Annotated in this window: 13 protein-coding genes; 12 read left to right on the top strand and 1 reads right to left on the bottom strand. The window is 60.5% G+C overall.

Translation table 11 applies throughout. The features are described 5' to 3' along the window. The first annotated feature begins 4 nt into the window (after positions 1–4). The 12 genes from tssF (at position 5) to J3P76_RS13165 (ending at position 14,080) form a co-directional block, all read left to right on the top strand. Positions 5–1,774: a type VI secretion system baseplate subunit TssF gene (gene tssF / locus J3P76_RS13220; protein WP_434611343.1), complete on the top strand. Its 1,770-nt coding sequence runs from the start codon at positions 5–7 to the stop codon at positions 1,772–1,774. Next, complete coding sequence (gene tssG, locus J3P76_RS13215) at positions 1,738–2,835, top strand: type VI secretion system baseplate subunit TssG (protein ID WP_434611345.1); 1,098 nt, start codon at positions 1,738–1,740, stop codon at positions 2,833–2,835. Before tssF ends, tssG begins: the two co-directional genes overlap by 37 nt. Then, a complete protein-coding gene (tssJ, locus tag J3P76_RS13210; RefSeq protein WP_434700824.1) occupies positions 2,816–3,352 on the top strand; it encodes a type VI secretion system lipoprotein TssJ in 537 nt (178 codons plus the stop codon). The genes tssG and tssJ overlap by 20 nt, the downstream gene beginning before the upstream one ends. Before the next feature lie 3 nt (positions 3,353–3,355). Further along, positions 3,356–3,823, top strand: coding sequence for a type VI secretion system baseplate subunit TssE (gene tssE / locus J3P76_RS13205; protein ID WP_434700823.1), 468 nt, complete (start codon positions 3,356–3,358; stop codon positions 3,821–3,823). After that, complete coding sequence (locus tag J3P76_RS13200; RefSeq protein WP_434700822.1) at positions 3,820–4,938, top strand: OmpA family protein; 1,119 nt, start codon at positions 3,820–3,822, stop codon at positions 4,936–4,938. Before tssE ends, J3P76_RS13200 begins: the two co-directional genes overlap by 4 nt. Positions 4,939–5,179: 241 nt before the next feature. Further along, on the top strand, positions 5,180–5,992 hold the full coding sequence (locus J3P76_RS13195; protein ID WP_420764019.1) for an oxidoreductase: 813 nt from the start codon (positions 5,180–5,182) through the stop codon (positions 5,990–5,992). 54 nt (positions 5,993–6,046) lie between these two features. Beyond that, positions 6,047–7,033, top strand: coding sequence for an acrylyl-CoA reductase (NADPH) (gene acuI, locus J3P76_RS13190; protein WP_434651019.1), 987 nt, complete (start codon positions 6,047–6,049; stop codon positions 7,031–7,033). 203 nt (positions 7,034–7,236) lie between these two features. Then, positions 7,237–10,212 (top strand): formate dehydrogenase subunit alpha, encoded by a 2,976-nt coding sequence (gene fdhF / locus J3P76_RS13185; RefSeq protein WP_434700821.1) that lies wholly within the window; start codon positions 7,237–7,239, stop codon positions 10,210–10,212. Beyond that, entirely contained in the window at positions 10,212–10,694 is a 483-nt protein-coding gene (locus J3P76_RS13180; RefSeq protein WP_434563978.1) for a DUF1641 domain-containing protein, read from the top strand. Before fdhF ends, J3P76_RS13180 begins: the two co-directional genes overlap by 1 nt. A gap of 13 nt (positions 10,695–10,707) precedes the next feature. Then, on the top strand, positions 10,708–12,081 hold the full coding sequence (locus J3P76_RS13175) for a cytochrome ubiquinol oxidase subunit I (protein WP_434700820.1): 1,374 nt from the start codon (positions 10,708–10,710) through the stop codon (positions 12,079–12,081). Further along, complete coding sequence (cydB, locus tag J3P76_RS13170) at positions 12,081–13,091, top strand: cytochrome d ubiquinol oxidase subunit II (protein WP_434651027.1); 1,011 nt, start codon at positions 12,081–12,083, stop codon at positions 13,089–13,091. The genes J3P76_RS13175 and cydB overlap by 1 nt, the downstream gene beginning before the upstream one ends. 128 nt (positions 13,092–13,219) lie before the next feature. Next, positions 13,220–14,080 carry a LysR family transcriptional regulator gene (locus J3P76_RS13165; RefSeq protein ID WP_434700819.1) on the top strand — a complete coding sequence of 287 codons (861 nt, stop codon included), beginning with the start codon at positions 13,220–13,222 and terminating at the stop codon, positions 14,078–14,080. Between the two features lies 1 nt (position 14,081). Here the strand turns inward: J3P76_RS13165 and J3P76_RS13160 are convergent, their stop codons facing one another. Continuing rightward, a complete protein-coding gene (locus J3P76_RS13160) occupies positions 14,082–15,539 on the bottom strand; it encodes an MFS transporter (RefSeq protein ID WP_434700818.1) in 1,458 nt (485 codons plus the stop codon). Positions 15,540–15,562 lie beyond the last annotated feature (23 nt).

Below are 15,562 nucleotides of genomic sequence, written 5' to 3'. Positions count from 1 at the left end.
TTTTATGGACATGGAAAATCTGACATTGCGATATTTCGACGCCGAGATGCGTTATTTGCGCGAGGCCGGTAAGGAATTCGCTGAGGCGTTCCCGGACCGGGCGGCATATCTCAATCTCGACAAGCCGGGGGCGCAAGACCCTTACGTAGAACGTTTGTTCGAGGGCTTTGCATTCTTGATGGGGCGCTTGCGGGAGAAGCTCGACGATGATCTGCCGGAGCTCACCGAAGGCTTGGTCAGCCTGCTGTGGCCGCATTACTTGCGGACCATACCGTCCCTGTCGATTATCGAGCTGGCGCCGGATCTTGCCTTGATAAAGCGCAGCGAACGAATCCCCAGAGGGTTCGAGATCCTGTCGCGCCCCATCGGGCCGCAGCACACCTGCTGTCGCTACACCACCACGCAAGACGTGACGTTACAGCCGCTGGCGTTGACAGTCGTGGCGCGCGACCACGAACCGGATGGCCGCTCGCTGCTGCGTTTGCGTTTTGTCCGAAGCGCGTCCGTCCCTTGGTCACAAATCGACCTGAGCCGCTTGCCGCTGTACTTGAATGCCGATGCGCCACTGGCCAGCGCACTGCACCAAGCCCTGACCTTGAACAGGCAGGCAATGTATGTGCGCTTGCCAGGACAGTCGGATCGCAAGCCGGTGGACGGGTATTTCACCCCCAAGGGCTTTGGCGACGAGGATCGCCTGTGGCCCAAGGGCGACAGCGCTTTCAGCGGCTATCAACTGCTGCTTGAGTACTTCACGTTTCGTGAAAAATTCATGTTCGTCACCCTCTGTGGCCTTGAGCAACTGCCGCTTGAGTCCGGCGCGCCCTGGTTCGAGCTCGAAGTGGTGCTGTCCAAGCCCTGGCCGCAGAACTTCGACCTGAACCGTGAACATATTCGTCTGCACTCGGTGCCGGTGATCAACTTGTTCGTACTGGAGGCCGACCCGTTGGCGCTGGACCCCTTGCAAACCGATTACTTGCTGCGTCCGATGCGCTTGCAGGATGGCCATCTGGAAATCTATTCGGTGGACCAGGTGACCGCATCCAAAGGCGCCGAGCGCATGGACTACGTGCCGTTCACCAGTTTTCGCCATAAAGGCGGCATGCTGCGTGATGAGGCGCCGGAACGTTATTTCCATAGCCGCCTGAAGCGGGCCGCCAATGGGCTGTATGACACCTGGTTGATCCTGGGCGGAGAAGGCTTCGACGAGGATCGGCTGCATACCCACGCCAGCCTGTCGTTACACCTGATCGGCACCCACGGCCAGCTGCCACGCAAAGCGCTGCAGAGCACGGTGCTCGATACAGCGGTGCAAACCACCCAGTTCGGCCTGCGGGTGCGCAACCTGTGTGCGCCGACGTTGCCGTGCTATCCGCCAAACCGCGACCGTTTCCACTGGCGCATCCTGAGCCACCTGGGCTCCAATTTCTTGCCGATGCTCGACAGCGCAGAGGTGTTGCGCGGGACGTTGGCGTTGTATGACTGGACCGGCAGCGAGCAGAACCGGCGTCGCCTGGCGGCGATTGTCGAGGTGAACCATCACCTGGTCCAACGTTTTGAAAATGGCTTTTTGCTGCGCGGGGTGGATATTGAAATCACCTTGGATGCCCACGGCTTTTCGGGGGACGGCGATATCAGTCTGTTCGGTGAAATGCTCAACCGCTTTTTTGCGCTCTACGCCGACATTCATTTGTTCACCCAGCTCACGCTGATTCTTCAACCTACCGGAGCGTGCCTGCGATGGAACGAGAACCACAGCCAGCGCATTCCCGGTTGAACGCCGACGGTTTGCTGGACGCGTTGCGAGGGCGGGTGGCCGAGGCCAGCCTGTATCGTTTCTGCCAACTGTTGGAACAAGCGCTGCCCGGCCGTCCTCTGCTTGGCAGCACCGCGCATCCGGCAGACGATCCCGTGCGCTTTCGACCCGATCCCGGCATGGGGTTTCCCGCCGGTGAGCTGAAGGCGATCGAAATCGACACGAACAACCCGCAACGTCCGGCTACGGTGCGCACCCGTCTGATGGGTTTGTACGGCCTAGATTCGCCAATGCCGACGGGGTTTGTGGATGACATCGCTCAACGCCGGGAGGGGCATGAGGCCCTGGAAGCTTTCCTCGACATTTTCAATCACCGGATTTTCACTCAGTTCTATCGGATCTGGCGCAAGTACTCTTATCCAGCGACGTTTGCAGCGGGCGGCAGCGATGGGACATCGCAGTGCCTGTTCGGTTTGATCGGGCTGGGCATTCCCGGAACAGCGGAACGCGTCGCTACCCCAGTCTCCCGTTTCCTCGCGTTGCTCAGCGTCATGCGCCTGCCTACCCGCAACGCCGAAGGCATCGAGGCGCTCGTCAAGCTGCTGGCCGTCCATACCCAGGCACGGATAACCCCGCACCGGCCGCAGAAGATTCCCTTGCCGCAACCGGCCAGCCTGTGTCCGTCTTGCCCGGTACGCTTGTCCAAGGGCACGCCGCTGGGCAATGTCGGGCAAGACGTCAACAGCCAGCTGCACTTGGTGCTGTCCACCGACGACGCGCAGGAGGCCAATGACTGGTTGCCCGGCGGAGCGCTTCACCGCGACCTGCTTGTACTCCTGCGGGTGTACCTGGGATGGCGCTGCACCGCGACGCTGCAATTGACCATCGCGGTAAGCAGCCTGCCAACTCCGATACTGGGGCATCGGCAGATACGACTGGGAATGACCGGTGTGCTGGGCTTGGGTTCAGACACCTGGCAGCCGCGAGAACAGGACACCCTCACGATCAATATGGGCCGCTACCAGGGCCTTTCGACCAACCCACGGATCAGGGAAACACAACATGTCACATACCTTTATTAACCGGTTGGCACTCACGGTGCTGGTCGCTGCGCTTGGCGGGTGTGGAGCGGCGCAGACCGTCGAGCCGAGCACGGGGTTCACCACCGGGACGATGTTCCGTAAACAGGTCAAGACCTTGCACCTGGATTTCAACGCACGAACCGCGCTCAACACCGAAACCGCGGACATGAACGCCTTATCGCTGCCCACCTTGGTGCGGGTTTACCAGTTACGCGACAGTACCGCGTTGGAGCAGGCCACCTACGACGGGCTGGTGAACACAGACGACAACCTGTTCGAAGGTGCATTGCTGGACAAACGCGCCGTGGTGGTGAAACCCGGGGCAGGGGCCCTGTTGAGCGTGCCCATGGACCCCCGCACGCGGGTAGTGGCGCTGGTGGGCTTGTTTCGAAGTCCAGACGCCGCGTTAGGCTCCTGGCGCCTGGTGCTGAGGCGCGAAGACCTGGACCCGGATCGGGCACGGCTCATCGAGATGGGGGCCAACCAACTGACGTTGCGCCCGTTGGCGAAGGACTGATCCATGACCGAGCCCAACCCTTCGCTCTATGAAATGCTGCTGCAAAACTTCAATGGTGAACTGGATTTGCATCGCGTCAGCGAGCAGGACCAGCACACGCTGTCGGTCCTGGACAACCTGCAACGCATCCTCAATAGCCGGGCCGGCAGCGTCAGCCATTTACCAGATTATGGACTTCCCGACATGGGAACCATTTTGCAGGGGCTACCGGCTACCGCCCATACGTTGATAAAGGCCATGACCCATACCCTACTCAAATACGAACCGCGATTGACGGCGCTCGCCATCGAGCTACTGCCGCAATTACTGCCGGGGCATTTGGAGTGCGCCCTGGACGTGCAGTTGAAAGGAGGGCGCCGGGTTACTTTCGGTACCACGTTGGGAGCGGAGGGCAAAGTCCTGATGCGTCACCTGAAGCGACAGAACCATGTGGCGGCAACGGGAACGGATAACGCAAGGCAAGCGCGATGAGCGCGTTGTTTGAAGTGCATGTTCGAATCGGTGGCGATCCGCGCGGCTATGCTGAGTTCGTCGCTTTGCGCGACGAGTTGGCCAGATTGGGCCATGGCGCCTGCCCAGACGTGGATTGGCAAAAAGTCGAGCAGTTATGCCTTGTGCTGCTGCAACTCAACGGTGCGGAGCTGCAAACCGTCAGCTTCTATGCGCTGGCTCGAAGCCAGCGTCACGGTTTGGACGGCATGGTCCAAGGCGTTCGATTGTTGAAGACGCTCAGCGGTCAATGGCCCAGCCTGTGGCCGCCGTCGGTGCGGGTGCGCCTGGATACGTTGGGGTGGTTGTTCGCACAGCTGCAAACGCTGCTGCGTGGCCTGGCGCTGACGACCAACGATCAGCGCGCGTTGCTTGAGCTCGATGGTGCGTTGGGCTGCCTGACTGAGCGGCTGGCAAGCTACGCATCCACGCCGCTGCCGGCTCTCCAGTCTCTGCGCCAGCAGGTCAACCAGCTGATCCAACGTTTGGAACGATGCGATCAACGTATCGAAGCGGCACTGCTTCCCATGGGAATGACAGAGCCGGCATTGGCGATACCCATTGTGGTCCTGCCCCCGCCGGACATGACCCATCGTAAGGGGCACTTTTCGCCATGGCTGTGCGGCGCGGCGTTCGTCTTCGCTCTCGTCGCAGGGGTTGTCGGATGGCGGATGAGCGCGAGGTCAGCGTTGGTCTTGCCCGCTCCGGTGCAGTTGGACAGCCTGTCGCTGTTCGATGTCGGCAGTTCGCAGCTCAAGCCTGGTTCGACCGATACCTTGGTCAAGGCCTTGGTGGATATCAAGGCCCAGCCAGACGGGTTGATCGTCATTTCAGGCCATACCGACGGGACAGGTTCATCGGAACAGAACCTGCAACTCTCAAACGCCCGTGCTGTTGCAGTGCGGGACTGGATGCAGCACGTGGGCAAAATCCCCGCCGGTTGCCTAGCCGTCCAGGGCGTCGCCGCCGGTCAGCCCATAGCTGGAGACGACACCGAAGCTGGGCGAAGGGCCAATCGGCGTGTCGGTATCCGCGTGGTGCCGCAAGTGGTGGCTTGTGAGCTTTCGGGGAAGGTTGGACAAGAGACGCCGCTTTGAACGTCCTCCTTGAAACCTGCTTCGGCCTACAGACGCAGCGTGGCAAATCCACTTTGGCGAGCATTAGGTTCCAGTGCATGAATGCCAAGGTAACCTCGAAGCGACGGACAGCATCAGGCTGGATCTAAATTAGATGTCAATCAAAATCAAAACTGTTGACGGCTATGATTATGCTCATCATCATAGAGCTGCCCCGACACGTATCGATGTCGGGCCCGACCCAGTTGCCGAGGAACACTCCATGACGATCCACAAACCCGTAGCCTTGGTGACCGGCGCTTCTTCCGGTATCGGCGAAGCCATTGCCAACTCCCTCGTAGCGGCCGGCTATCAGGTATACGGCACCAGCCGGCGCGGAGCCCGGGCCGATCATCAGGCGTATGAGATGCTGGCACTCGACGTGACCGACGATGCCTGCGTCGAGGCCGCGGTTGCGCAGTTGATGCGGTTGGAAGGGCGTATCGACCTGCTGGTCAACAACGCCGGTTTCGGGCTCGCCCCGGCCGCGGCCGAAGAAAGCTCGATCGACCAGGCCAAGGCGATCTTCGATACCAATTTCCTCGGTGTTGTGCGAATGACGCGCGCCGTTGTGCCGCATATGCGTCGCCAGGGTGTCGGTCGCATCATCAACATCGGTTCCATACTCGGCGTGGTATCCGTGCCCTATGTGGCGCTGTACGTGGCAAGCAAGCACGCGGTGGATGGCTATTCCCAAGCCCTTGATCATGAATTACGGACCCATGGCATCCGGGTCGTCGTCATCGAGCCCGGTTATACCAAGACATCATTCGAGAGCAACAGCCTGCAGGCTGACGCTAAGCTGGACCTGTACGAGGATATCCGGGGTAAGGTAACCAAGGTCGTCAATCACGCAATGGCCACGGCCGAGGGGCCCGATGTGGTCGCTGACGTGGTGCTCAAGGCCGCTCGCGCCGAGCGTCCGAAGTTGCGTTACACCGCCGGCAAGGCGGCAGCCCAATTGCAGTTCATGCGCCGCTTCGCGCCGGCGGGCATGCTGGATACCGGTATCCGCAAGGCGATGCAACTGGCGTGAATCTGCTCAACCGGGCCCACGACATTCGCCGCTCAAATGCACAGGAAAACAACCATGACCTTCAAAGCGCTGCTTGCCACCAAAACCGATGAAGCCATGTCGACCGGCCTGGTCGACTTCACCGAAGAGGACCTGATGCCCGGTGATGTCACCGTCGCTATCGAATATTCCACGGTGAACTACAAAGATGCCATGGCCCTCAGTGGCCGCTCGCCGGTGATCCGCCAGTTCCCGTTGATTCCCGGCATCGACTTCGCCGGAATCGTTGAAAGCTCCAGCCACGCAGGTTTCCAGGCTGGCGACCGGGTACTGCTGAACGGTTGGGGGCTGAGCCAGACGCACCACGGCGGTTTCGCCCAGAAGGCCCGGGTGAGTGGTGACTGGCTCGTGAAGGTTCCGGACGTATTCTCGACCCGCCAAGCCATGGCCATTGGCACGGCGGGCTACACCGCGATGCTCAGCGTGCTGGCGCTGGAACACGGCGGCCTGGCGCCCGACGGGGGCGATATCCTGGTGACCGGCGCCAACGGCGGCGCGGGCTCGGTGGCGATAGCGCTGTTGTCGGGCCTGGGCTATCGGGTGATCGCGTCGACTGGACGCCTGGAAGAAGCCGACTATCTGCGTGACCTGGGCGCTGCAGAGGTGATTGATCGGCGCACCCTGTCGGAGCCGGGCGCACCGATTGCCAAGGAGCGTTGGGCGGGCGTCATCGACTCGGTCGGTAGCCATACCTTGGCCAATGCCCTGGCCCAGACCCGATACCGCGGGGTCGTCGCCGCCTTCGGCCTCGCCCAGGGCGCGGATCTGCCGGGGTCGGTGCTGCCTTTCATCCTGCGCAACGTGACCCTGGCCGGTATCGACTCCGTGAATGCGCCCCAGGCTGTCCGTTTGCAGGCATGGTCGCGTCTGGCCCGGGATCTGGATGTGGACAAGCTTGCTCGCACCACGCAGCTTGTCGGCCTGGCGCAAGTGCCGGAAGTCGCGGCTCGGGTGCTGCAAGGGCAGGTTCGCGGGCGCACGGTCGTGGATGTGAATGCTTGAGCGAAAGGACAAGCCAGCATCTATTAGCGGAGCGTTACAAGCATTCGGATGCCACACGCTGTAGCGGCTTCGCGCAAAAATTAATGAACATTTGCAGCACTGGGATATCGATTCTGTAACTGAACATTTCCGTGTGGGCATTCGGTCTCTAGCTTCGTTGGGCCACTGTCCGGGCGGTCAGTCGGCCAACGGGGCGAATTTCCATGAATGGCAGATACCAGTGCAGCGTCGAGTACAACGGTCGCACCCTCAGGGGTGACGCTGACCAGCCGCTGATCGATTTCTTGGCAGAGCAGGGCATCGACCTGCCTCACGTCTGCTATCACCGCGCCCTCGGGCCGATCCAGACCTGCGATGTCTGTTGGATCGAGCATGATGGCGAGTTGGTCCGCGGGTGCGCGCTGCGTTCCGCCGACGGCATGAAGCTGGTGAGCGAAACGCCTCGCGTGAAGGCGGCGCAGGAAGAAGGCATGGACCGGATCCTTGCCAAGCACGAGCTTTATTGCACGGTCTGCGAGCACAACACCGGTGACTGCACGCTGCACAATACCGTCGCCGACATGAACCCCGTGATCCAGCGCTACAAATACCAGCGCAAGCCCTACAGCAAGGACCACTCGAACCCGTTTTATACCTACGATCCCGATCAATGCATCCTGTGCGGGCGTTGCGTGGAAGCGTGCCAGAACGTCGAGGTCAATGAAACGCTGAGCATCGATTTCACCCAGGAGCATCCAAGGGTGTTGTGGGATGGCGAAACCAAGATAGAGGGTTCCAGTTGTGTGAGCTGCGGTCATTGCGTCACGGTTTGCCCCTGCAACGCGTTGCTCGAAAAAACCATGCAGCCGGATGCCGGACCGTTGACGTCGATGCCCGAGGACATCAAGCGACCGCTCATCGACGCGGTGAAGACGATCGAGAATACGATCGGTGCGCCGCCCATTACCGCTATTTCCGTCATGGACATGCACTGGCGCCAGCCTGAAATCAAACGCACCAAGACCGTGTGCACCTATTGTGGCGTGGGCTGCTCGTTCGAAATGTGGACTCGCGACCGCACGCTGCTCAAGGTGCAGCCAGTGGTGAACGCACCGGCGAACGGCATTTCCACGTGTATCAAGGGCAAGTTCGCCTGGGATTTCGTGAACAGCGAGAAACGCCTGACGACGCCGCTGATCCGGGAAAACGGCCGGTTTCGTGAAGCAAGCTGGGACGAGGCGCTGACCTTGGTCGCAGGCCGTCTTCTGGCCATAAAACGTGAGCACGGCGCCGATGCCATCGGCTTCATTGGCTCCAGCAAGGCCAGCAATGAAGAAGCTTACCTGACGCAGAAAATCGCTCGCCTGATCATCGGCACCAATAGCGTCGACAACTCCTCACGCTACTGCCAGAACCCCGCGACACAGGGGTTGTTCCGCACGGTCGGTTACGGCGGCGACGCCGGCACGATCGCCGATCTTGAGCAGGCGGACCTCATCGTCCTGGTGGGCAGCAACCTGGCGGAGAACCATCCGGTTATCGCTTCGAAAATCAAGGCCGCGCGCAAGCATCGAGGGCAAAAACTGCTGGTGGTCGATCCACGCAAGCATGAAATGGCGGAGCGCGCCGACCTGTTTCTGCAGATCAGGTCGAGCACCGACATAGTCTGGGCCAGCGCCATGTCGCGTTACCTGTTCGATCATGGCATGGCGGACGCGGCATTCCTGGAAGCGCGGGTGAATCAGGTGGACGAGTACCGACGCTCCCTGGAACCCTTTACCCTGCCATTCGCGTCGCAGGTCACCGGGTTGTCGGAGGCGGATCTGGTCAGCGCCGCGAACATGATCGGCAAGGCCAAACGGGTCTGCCTGCTCTGGGCAATGGGCATTACCCAGCATAGCCATGGGGCCGACACGAGCACCGCACTGTCCAATCTCTTGTTGGTTACCGGCAACTATGGCCGCCCGGGAACCGGCGGTTATCCGATGCGCGGCCATAACAACGTCCAGGGGGCCAGCGACTTCGGGTGTTTGAAGAACGTCTATCCCGGTTATGAAAAAGTCACTGACGAAGCGGTTCGAGCCAAGTGGGCGAAGGCCTGGGGTGTGGCGCCGGAACGACTGTCCAACAAGGTCGGTGAAGACAACTTCCTGATGGTTCAGCATGCCGCCGAGCAGAAGATAAAAGCCATGTATGTGATCGGTGAAGAGACGGCGTTTTCCGACGCCGACACTGAAAACGTGCATGAGGCTTTCAGAAAACTCGATTTCATGGTCGTGCAGGACATTTTCTTCAGCCGCACCGCGCAGTTCGCCGACGTCGTGCTGCCAGGTTGCCCAAGCGTTGAGAAGGAGGGCACCTTCGTCAACACCGAGCGGCGGATCCAACGTTTTCATGAGGTTTTTCCGCCGCTGGGCAACAGCCTTCCAGACTGGCGCATCCTGACCGATCTGGCCAAGCGAATGGGCCATGACTGGGGATACGAGCATCCCTCGCAGATCTTCGCGGAGGTGGCCGGTATCGCCACCCTGTTCGCCGGCGCCAGCTATGAGCGCCTGGACGGTTGGAAATCTCTCCTCTGGCCAGTAAAGCCGGATGGCACCGATACCCCGTTGCTCTATACCGACCGGTTCCACACCGACGACGGCAAAGCCGTGTTGTACCCGCTGGAGTGGAAACCTCCGGCGGAAGCGCCCGACAGCGAATTCGACCTGATGCTGGACAACGGACGCATGCTGGAGCATTTCCAGGGCAACAACCAGACGGGACGTGGCGACCGTGTCGATTCGTTGTCACCGCATTGGTACGTCGAAATCAGTCCCGAGCTTGCAGACGAGCGGGGTATCCAGGATGGGACCCAGGTGCGGATCACTTCTCGCCGTGGTTCGGTCACGGTACCGGTTCTGATCACCGATCGAGTGCGCGGCAAGGTGCTGTTCATGCCGATTCACCAGGGCAAGCCCGGCATTAATGAACTCACCGGGGAACATCATGATCCAGACGTCAACACGCCGGCCTACAAGGAAACCGCTGTGAAGATGACGATCCTGAGGGATCCCCCTCCGCAATCGGCATTGCCGCGCGGCAATTTCCGAAACGGCCACAGGACACCGAACAATGGCGTGGCTGTTGAGGTGAAGTGGGCCAGAGACGACTACGCGCCGATCGACGCACCGGCGCCCCATCCGGAGAGGTTTTGATGGCCGAACCTATTGATTACGACGTAAAACCAAGCAAGACCGAGCCTGACGCGCAGGATGAACTTGATCGTCTGGTCCAGAGCCTCCATGAACACGGCGTGCTGCGCATGGCCAATGACCTGGTCTGTGCCAACACGGCGATTGCCAAAGTACTGGTTGATGGCCTGAACAAGGAAGGCACGCTCAACGTCATTCAGAACCTGTCGATCCTGGCGATGGCACTGTCCCGCGTGCCGCCCGATGAATTCTATCGGCTGGTCTTCGCGCTGAAGGATGCCGGCGCTGCGGTCAGTCAATGGACCGCGCCCAACAACGACGATGTCGCGCCAGGCGTGCGGGGCTCATACCGTTTGCTGCATGACGAATCGCTTTGGCGCGCGATCTTGCCGCTCCTGGAGGGCTTGAAAGCGATGGGTGAGGGCATGAAGAGGCCGATCGATAAACCGATCAGTCAATTCTGCGGCAAACCCAGCGGCGCTTGAGCGGGGCCTGCCCATGGAATCGATGGATTCGGCGTTGATGCTGGCGCGCTACCAGTTTGCGTTCACCATTAGCTTCCACATCGTGGTTGCTGCATTTTCCATCGGCCTGGCCAATTACCTGATGGTGCTGGAAGCCCTCTGGCTGTGGCGAAAGCGTCAGGTCTATATGGACGTCTACCGATTCTGGCTGAAGATATTCGCCTTGACAGTCGCCGTGGGCACGGCATCGGGGCTGGTCATGGAGTTCGAGTTCGGGACCAACTGGAGCGCGCTGGCCAGCCGGGCGGGGGGCATCCTCGGGCCTCTGATGTTCTATGAAGTCATGGTCGCGTTTTTCCTGGAAGCAGGCTTCATCGGGGTCATGCTGTTTGGCATGAACAAAGTCGGGCCGCGCCTGCACTTCCTGTCTACATGCGCGGTCGCCGTGGGCTCGTTGTTCAGTGCATTCTGGATACTTTCAGCCAATTCCTGGATGCACACACCGGCGGGCTTCAGCATTGCCGGCGATGGCCGGTTCGTGCCCGAAGACTGGCTGCAGATCATATTCAACCCCTCGTTTCCCTACCGTATGGTGCACATGAGCATCGCCGCCTTTCTCGGCACGGCCACCCTCGTGGGCGGCGCGGGCGCGTGGCACTTGCTGCGCGACAATACCCACGCGCCTGCGCGAGTGATGTTCTCAATGGCACTGTGGATGGCGGCCGTGGTCGGGCCTATCCAGCTCGTCGCGGGGGACCTGCACGGCGAAAATACCCGAGATCACCAGCCGCAGAAGCTGGCCGCGATGGAAGGTTCCTGGCGACGCCCGGAAGCCGGCCAGGGCGAGCCGCTGAGGTTGTTTGCGATACCGGACCAGGCCAACCGCAAAAATGATTTCGAACTGGCGATACCCCATCTCGGCTCGCTTTATCTGCGCCACGACTGGACCGGCACCATACAGAGCCTTGATGAGTTCGCGCCCGAAGACATCCCGCCCGTGGCCGTGGTCTTTTTCGCGTTTCGTATCATGGTGGGCATCGGCTTGCTGATCGTGGCCATGGGTATCGCCAGTCTCTTCTTGCGTTGGCGCGGTGGCCTGTTCGAGTGTCGATGGCTGATGCGCTGTGCGGTGCTCATGGCCCCGGCCGGGTTCGTAGCGATGGTTTGCGGATGGGTGGTTACCGAGGTCGGGCGCCAGCCATTCACGGTCTATGGCTTGATGCGCACCGTTCACAGCAGCTCGCAGCAACCGCTCTCATTCGTCCTGGGCAGCACACTCGCCCTGGTGATCCTGTACCTGCTGGTTTTCGGCCTGGGGCTGTTTTACCTGATACGCGCCATCAACCGACTGCCGGCAACTTCAACGGATGCCGACGATCAAGCCAGCGCAACGCGGAGGAAATCGTGATGTTCATCTCTGAAGCGCTGTTACCCAATCTGTCGGCCGCCGCAATTGCCTTTACGATCATCACCTACGTGATTCTGGACGGCACCGACCTGGGCGTCGGCATCCTCTTCGCGACCCGCCAACACCCCGACGATAAGCAGATCATGGTCAACTCCATCCTGCCGATCTGGGACGGGAACGAAACCTGGCTGGTGCTCGGTGGCGGCGGTTTGCTCGCGCTTTTTCCCGTGGCTTACAGCGTCTTGTTTTCCGCCCTGTATATCCCCGTGATCGCGATGCTGCTGGCATTGATTGTCCGGGCCGTCGCGTTGGAGTTCCGGGCCGACGCGCCTGCACGAATGAAGCGCTGGCTCGACGTCAGCCTCGTGACCGGCTCGTTGATCGCAACGCTTTGCCAGGGTGTCATCATGGGCAGCGTAGTACAGGGAATCGATCACCACGAGGGCCGGTTCGCCGGAAACGGTTGGGAGTGGTTGAGTGCATTTGCGCTGGCGTGTGGCCTGGTGCTGGTGATTGGCTACGCACTGCTTGGCAGTTGCTGGCTGTTCTGGCGAACCGAAGGCGCGCTGCAAGCGGCGGCCAGAAGGCAGGCGCGATGGCTGGGGTGGCTGACACTGGCAGGTATTGCAATCATTGTGGTGTGGACCAGCGAGTTGGCGCCGTCCTATCGAGACCATCTTCTTGAATCGAACCTGAGCCCGGCGCTTCTGCTTGTTCAGTGCGCGTTGCTGGTCGGGTTTTACCGGGCTTTTTCCAGCCGATACCATTTCCTTCCGTTGTTTGCGGTATTGGGATGGTTTGGCACGGCGTTCGCTGCCGCGATCATTACCCTCTATCCGTTAATCCTGCCGCCGTCGCTGGCGATCAGCCAAGCGTCTGCTCCCGCTTCGAGCCAAGGGTTCATGCTTGTGGGATTCGCGGTGCTGGTGCCGGTCACGCTGGCCTACAACACGTGGGGGTTCTGGGTGTTTCGCGGTAAGGTCAAAGCGCAGTACTTCCCAGATCGATAAAGCCTGTCTTCATTTCCCGTCCCCGAATGGTGTGTCGACTAGTTTGTAGACATGCTTGTCGAGCGCGGGATTGCTACGGCATTGCCATTGCTGCACTCTAACTCTTCATTTTTGCATCGGGGCGGAGCATGGATTGGAGTGATGTGCGGGTCTTTCTCGCGATTGCCCGCAGTGGGTCATTGGGCGCTGCTGCCAAGCTGTTGGGTGTTAGCCATCCGACCGTGGGGCGGCGCTTGCAGGTGCTTGAACAGTCCAGCGGCCAGCCCATTTTCCTGCGTACCACCCAAGGTCTGATACTGACCGAGAGCGGAGAGAAGCTACTCAGCCTGGCGCTGCAAATGGAGCAAAGTGCGTTGGCCATCGAGCGGCGCCTTGCGGGCGACAGCGCGCAGCCAGAAGGTGTGTTGCGCATCTCCTGCGCTGACTGGTTTGCCTGTTATGTGCTGGCCCCGGTTCTGAGCGAACTGGGGCGACGTTATCCGCTGATCGTGCCCGAGGTCATCGCCGGGCATCGATTGTTCGACCTGGCCCGTCGCGACGCCGACATCGCGTTTCGGATCGTTCCTTTCACCGAACCCGATATTGTTCACCGCAAACTCACTTCCCTGAGCTATGGGCTGTACACCGCCGTCGGATCTCCTGACCTCGAGCCGCAGGGCGAGGGGGTTGGCTTGATTACCATGAGTGTCGCCCAATCACATTATCCCGATGTGCAGTGGCTGCGGCAGCGTTACCCTCTGGCCCGTACGGTGTTCACCAGTAGTAGTCGCACCGTCCAGGCGCAGATGTGCGCGCAAGGGCAGGGCATCGCTGTGCTGCCCCGCGCCCTGGGCGACCGGTTAACGGCGCTGCGCCTGATTGATCCGCATGAGGCGCCACCGGGCCGCGACATATGGATGGGCTACCACCAGGACATGCGGCAGATGGACAGCCTGCGTGCTCTTGCCGACCTTGCTTCCATCATGATCGGCAACCAGGCAGGCGGTTGACTCACTCCGCTGGGTGCATGGCTGTCGTTTGCAGTTGCGCAGCAGGTTGGCGCGCCAGGGTAAGGCTGAGTCCCGTGCCTACGACCAGGCATGCCGCGATACAGAGTATTGAGACGGTGAAGGCGTGCGTGATGGCAGCCGCGTCTGTGTCCGTGCCTAGAAGGGTGTAAAAAACTCCGCCTATTATCGCGACACTCAGTGATGTGCTGATTTGCAGAGTAGAGCTGGTAATGCCCGCAATCATGCCGGAGTACGATGGCGCCACGCGCCCTGTGATCATGCGCATCAATGTCGGAAGGGCCAGTCCTTGTCCGAAGCCGATCAGAAACAGAATGACGGCAAGGGGCAGCGCAGCGGGGCTGACGGACATCGGCGTGTGCGCCACGAGCCAGGCCAGGAGCATGAGCCCCAACACTTCAAGTCCCATCCCGACCGGATTGACGTATGCCCCCAGCAAATGCCTGAAGTGAGGAGTGGAGAGCGGTCCCAGCAAAAAGCCCGCGCCGAAAGGAAGGAAGACGAGGCCTGCATTGAGTGGGCTCGTATGCAGCGCTCCCTGTAGATAAATAGAAAACAGCAGAAAAAACACGCCGATCGCGTAAAAGGTCAGAGCGACGAACAGTGCCCGGCCCAACCCAGGCGCGCGCAGTACGGCAGGATTCAGCAACGGCGCGCCTTGCGCTTGGTGCAAACGGGCTTCGTAGCGCCAGAACAGCCAGGCCAGCAGCGGCACCGCCGCAAGCGACAGCCAGGCCCACAAAGGCCAGCCCGCTTCACGCCCCTCGATCAGCGGCACGATCAGCGCTCCCAGCGTCACCATGGACAGTACCGTTCCGCCCAGATCAAGCTTGCTTGTATGTGGTGCGCGGGTTTCCTTGACCACCGCAATGGCGATCAGAATCACCAGTAACGCAATCGGTAAATTCACAAGAAATATCGCCCGCCACCCCAAGCCCATCAAGTTGAGCGATATCAATATTCCGCCAAGGGCCTGGCCGACTACCGACGCCAGGCCAAAGACTGCGCCATAGAGGCTCAACGCCAAAGGTTTTTCGGACTCAGGGAATATGGCCTGCACTGAAGCGAGTGCCTGGGGCGCCATGACCGCTGCCGTCACGCCTTGCAGCGAACGTCCGGCGATCAACATCCAAGGTGACTCGGCGACACCGCAGATCAATGAGGCGATTGCAAAGCCAACCAGGCCAACGAAGAACATTCTCATGCGGCCGTAGATATCGCCGAGCCGACCCCCGGTGATCAATGTCACGGCATAAAGAGCCGCATATGACGAGATGATCAACTGTTCGGCGGAGGAGGCCGTGCCCAGCGATTGTTGAATCGAGGGCAGTGCTACGTTGACGATGAAAAAATCCAGCGGCGGTAAAAACGCACCGACCAACAAGATGGCGAACATCAACCAGCGCCGCGGTTCCGGGGGGGCGATTTTAGTCTGAGGCATAAGGTCTCCTTCCTGAAACACTT

The organism is Pseudomonas sp. D1-36 (genome assembly GCF_051132205.1).
GTDB lineage: Bacteria > Pseudomonadota > Gammaproteobacteria > Pseudomonadales > Pseudomonadaceae > Aquipseudomonas.
This window is presented reverse-complemented; position numbering and strand designations above follow the sequence as displayed.

Excerpts from the sequence above, each read along its gene's own strand:
- tssE (WP_434700823.1), top strand. The coding sequence starts at position 3,356 with ATGACCGAGCCCAACCCTTCGCTCTATGAAATGCTGCTGCAAAACTTC.
- J3P76_RS13195 (WP_420764019.1), top strand. The coding sequence starts at position 5,180 with ATGACGATCCACAAACCCGTAGCCTTGGTGACCGGCGCTTCTTCCGGT.
- J3P76_RS13160 (WP_434700818.1), bottom strand. The coding sequence starts at position 15,539 with ATGCCTCAGACTAAAATCGCCCCCCCGGAACCGCGGCGCTGGTTGATG.
- tssJ (WP_434700824.1), top strand. The coding sequence starts at position 2,816 with ATGTCACATACCTTTATTAACCGGTTGGCACTCACGGTGCTGGTCGCT.
- J3P76_RS13200 (WP_434700822.1), top strand. The coding sequence starts at position 3,820 with ATGAGCGCGTTGTTTGAAGTGCATGTTCGAATCGGTGGCGATCCGCGC.
- J3P76_RS13165 (WP_434700819.1), top strand. The coding sequence starts at position 13,220 with ATGGATTGGAGTGATGTGCGGGTCTTTCTCGCGATTGCCCGCAGTGGG.
- acuI (WP_434651019.1), top strand. The coding sequence starts at position 6,047 with ATGACCTTCAAAGCGCTGCTTGCCACCAAAACCGATGAAGCCATGTCG.
- J3P76_RS13180 (WP_434563978.1), top strand. The coding sequence starts at position 10,212 with ATGGCCGAACCTATTGATTACGACGTAAAACCAAGCAAGACCGAGCCT.
- fdhF (WP_434700821.1), top strand. The coding sequence starts at position 7,237 with ATGAATGGCAGATACCAGTGCAGCGTCGAGTACAACGGTCGCACCCTC.
- tssG (WP_434611345.1), top strand. The coding sequence starts at position 1,738 with ATGGAACGAGAACCACAGCCAGCGCATTCCCGGTTGAACGCCGACGGT.
- cydB (WP_434651027.1), top strand. The coding sequence starts at position 12,081 with ATGTTCATCTCTGAAGCGCTGTTACCCAATCTGTCGGCCGCCGCAATT.
- J3P76_RS13175 (WP_434700820.1), top strand. The coding sequence starts at position 10,708 with ATGGAATCGATGGATTCGGCGTTGATGCTGGCGCGCTACCAGTTTGCG.
- tssF (WP_434611343.1), top strand. The coding sequence starts at position 5 with ATGGACATGGAAAATCTGACATTGCGATATTTCGACGCCGAGATGCGT.